Here is a 2,957-nt window from a genome sequence, read left to right on the forward strand (position 1 = left end):
TGTGTTTTGTCAAGTGGAAGTCGGCCGTTTGAGCGCGGATTTTCCGGCCACGTGTGCATGGTTTCCGGCCGTGTGAGCGCGGCTGGAATCTGTGGCGTGGGCATGATCAGAACGGGTGCGCGTCGTCGCCCGCCGTCGGGGCTGCGAGGTGCTCGGCGAGTTGTTCCAGGATGGTGAGGGCGGCGGTGAGCTGCCCGGTGATGTGTCCTCTCATGGCATCGGTGTCGACGGCGTCGACGTGGGCGCTGATGGTGGCGATGGCGTCGTCGAGGCGGGCGATCGCTTCACCGGTGGTGGCGTGCCAGTCGTGGTCTCGCTCGGCGCGGTCGATGCCGGCGGCCCGGGCCGTTCCGCTCGGGTGTGGGGACGTGAGCGGTGTCGTGCGTGTCATGGTGTTCTCCTTTGCATGGGGTCGGCTATTTCATGAGGGCGTGCGCGACGCGGTAGGACTCGCCGCGGAATTGCAGGAGACGGCCGTGGTGGACGATGCGGTCGATGACCGCGGCGGCCATCTGGTCGTCGCCGAACACGGTGCCCCAGCGGGCGAACTCGAGGTTCGTAGTCAAGATCAGGCTGCGTCTCTCATATGCGTCGGCGATGACTTGGAACAACAGCCTCGCGCCCTCGGCATCGATTGGCAGATACCCGAATTCATCGATCGCGAGGAGCGGGTATCTGGCGAGGGCGGCGAGTTCCTTGTCGAGCCGGTCGGCTTCTTTCGCGCGGCGCAGTTGCGCGACCAGCGACGCGGTGGTGTGGAACCGTGCCGGGATGCCCCGGTTGCAGGCGGCGGCGACCAGCGCGCAGGCCAGGTGGGTCTTGCCGGTGCCGACATCACCGTAGAACACCAGGTCCCCCGCATGGTCGAGGAACTCGAGTCCGGTGAGTTGGTCGCGGCCGTAGCCGTCGGGGAACCGGATCGCGGTCCAGTCGTAGCCGTCGAACGACTTCAGCGCCGGCAGTCGGGCGGCTCGCAGCAGCCGGGCGTGGCGGGCATGCTGGCGGGAGGCGTGCTCGGCGGTGAGGAACCCGTGCAGGTACTCGCGTTGCTTCGGAGTTCCCCGAGTTGCCCAGTCCGCGACGACCGTGGTGGTCAGCGAGATCGCCCGGCCGGCGGCGATGATGTCGTCATTGCTCACCGGCGCGCTCGTGATCGTGTTCGTCATGCCGCGTCCTCCTCGATCTCGCCCGGATCCGCCGGTGTGTCGGCGCCAGGTGGCTCGGTGAACTGGTCGTAGACGTGGAGATCGACGACCGCGGGGTCTGGTTCGAGGTTGTCGTGGATACGGCGGGCGAGCATCCCGAGCCCGTCGCCGGCAGGGTCAGCCCCCTGGCCCACCAGCTGGGTCGCGGCGGTGATCGCGACCTCGAAGCTGGTCGCGGCCGCCGCTTGATCCAGGCGGGACAGAAGTCGCGCCCGCTCCGGCAGCCGCGCCTTGTCGAGCCAGTCGCGGACCGGGTCAGCGACCAGATCCCGAGCCGGGGAATGCGTCCACGCGCCGGGTTTGACGGCGAGGGCATGCAGCAGCTGGGCGGCTTGGAACACGGTCTGCTCACTGGAACCGAACACCCGGTCAAACACGATCACCGGGCAGGCGTGCTCATCGAGGATCTCGATCCTGTCGTGGCGGATCCCGACGGTGAGATGCCGGTCGTGATAGGCCGGACCTGCCAGATACGCGACGCCCTCCACGACGACCTTGCCGGTCTTGTCCGCACGACGGGATTCGTAACGGACCGGGTCGAATCCGATCCCGGGCAACTCCAGGCCCGCGGCGGCGTCGTCGGCGAACAGCACGCCGATGGGGACGTTCTTGCGCCAATGCTCCCGCGAGGCCAGGTCATCGCACCGGTCCAGCAACATCTGGTTCAACGCGCCGAGCGACGCGGCCTCAGGTTCGGGGACCATCAGGTTGCGGCGCAGGAACCCGACCGCGTTTTCGACGTTGCCTTTCTCGTTCCCCGAGCTCGGGTTGCAGTAGCGGGCAGTGAGCCGGTAGTGCGCTTTGAACGCTCCGAACAGCTTCGATTCGACGATCTTCTCCCCGCTGCGCCGACCCACCCCGGTGGCGTTGTCGAACACCAGCACCCGGGGTGCGAATCCGACGTGTTCGAAGATGCGGCGCAGCCCATCGCCGACGCACTCGGCGCTCTCTCCCCGGTAGGCCTGCACGAACCGGGTGTTCGAGAACGGGAACGTCACCAGCAGCAAGTGCAGCACGAGCCGCACCCCGGCGATGATCGCCACGCCCTGACCGAAATCGACTTGCGCCTGCCCCGGCGGCCACTGAAGCTCCAGATACCCCTCGGCACGGGAGCGGTGCTCGGCCCGGTACTGCTTCACGAGCCGCTGCACCGGGGAGTATGACCCCGCATAGCCGTGCTCGGCGACGAGGCGGTCAAACACCCGCCGCGCGGTGTGACGCTGCTTCCGAGGGCGCCGCTCATCACCGACGAGCCACTCCAGGACAACTGCTTCCAGCCCGGCGAGCACGACCGAACCCGGACGAGCCGCCAGCACCGGGACGACCGGCGAGAAATCCGCCACCCCCGTGTACTTGGTCACCGAGTCCCGACTCACCCCGAGCCGCCGGGCGATCTCCCGCCCCGGCACGCCATCGGCATCGAGCCGCCTAATATTTTCTACAACGGTCATGGGTACCGTCATCTCCCTTACCGGTTCCTTTCCGGCGCTCCGCTTTACCAAAATCTGGAAGCGCCGACCGGAACCTATCGATAGTGACGGGCCCATGACCCCAGCCGAGCCGGGGCAGCACGAACACCGTCGCCGATATGAATGATGAACACGTCACGCCCGCTCAGCCACCACCGCGTCGGGTGTCGACTCGCACGTGACGCTGCGTGGCCGGATTCTCGCGCTCAAACAGCAGGAAACCAGCCACTACTCTGGCCGGAAAACCCTGCTCAACCGGCCTGTAAACAGTCGATCACACACA

The 2,957-nt window shown here is 67.1% G+C and carries 3 protein-coding genes; all 3 read right to left on the reverse strand.

Going from position 1 to position 2,957, the window contains the following annotated elements; all coding sequences use genetic code 11:
* Nucleotides 1-106: 106 nt before the first annotated feature.
* From J1M43_RS16060 to istA, 3 genes are read right to left on the reverse strand one after another with little or no spacing between them, the layout of a single operon-like run.
* Nucleotides 107-391 (reverse strand): hypothetical protein, encoded by a 285-nt coding sequence (locus J1M43_RS16060; RefSeq protein ID WP_206477464.1) that lies wholly within the window; start codon nucleotides 389-391, stop codon nucleotides 107-109.
* Nucleotides 392-416: 25 nt separating this feature from the next.
* Nucleotides 417-1,166: an IS21-like element helper ATPase IstB gene (istB, locus tag J1M43_RS16065; RefSeq protein ID WP_206477465.1), complete on the reverse strand. Its 750-nt coding sequence runs from the start codon at nucleotides 1,164-1,166 to the stop codon at nucleotides 417-419.
* Nucleotides 1,163-2,656 carry an IS21 family transposase gene (istA, locus tag J1M43_RS16070; RefSeq protein ID WP_241245542.1) on the reverse strand — a complete coding sequence of 498 codons (1,494 nt, stop codon included), beginning with the start codon at nucleotides 2,654-2,656 and terminating at the stop codon, nucleotides 1,163-1,165. The genes istB and istA overlap by 4 nt, the downstream gene beginning before the upstream one ends.
* Nucleotides 2,657-2,957 lie beyond the last annotated feature (301 nt).

The organism is Microbacterium sp. KRD172 (assembly GCF_017168295.1).
GTDB lineage: Bacteria > Actinomycetota > Actinomycetes > Actinomycetales > Microbacteriaceae > Microbacterium > Microbacterium profundi.

Coding starts and splice junctions, on each gene's coding strand:
- istB (WP_206477465.1), bottom strand. CDS start 1,166: ATGACGAACACGATCACGAGCGCGCCGGTGAGCAATGACGACATCATC.
- J1M43_RS16060 (WP_206477464.1), bottom strand. CDS start 391: ATGACACGCACGACACCGCTCACGTCCCCACACCCGAGCGGAACGGCC.
- istA (WP_241245542.1), bottom strand. CDS start 2,656: ATGACCGTTGTAGAAAATATTAGGCGGCTCGATGCCGATGGCGTGCCG.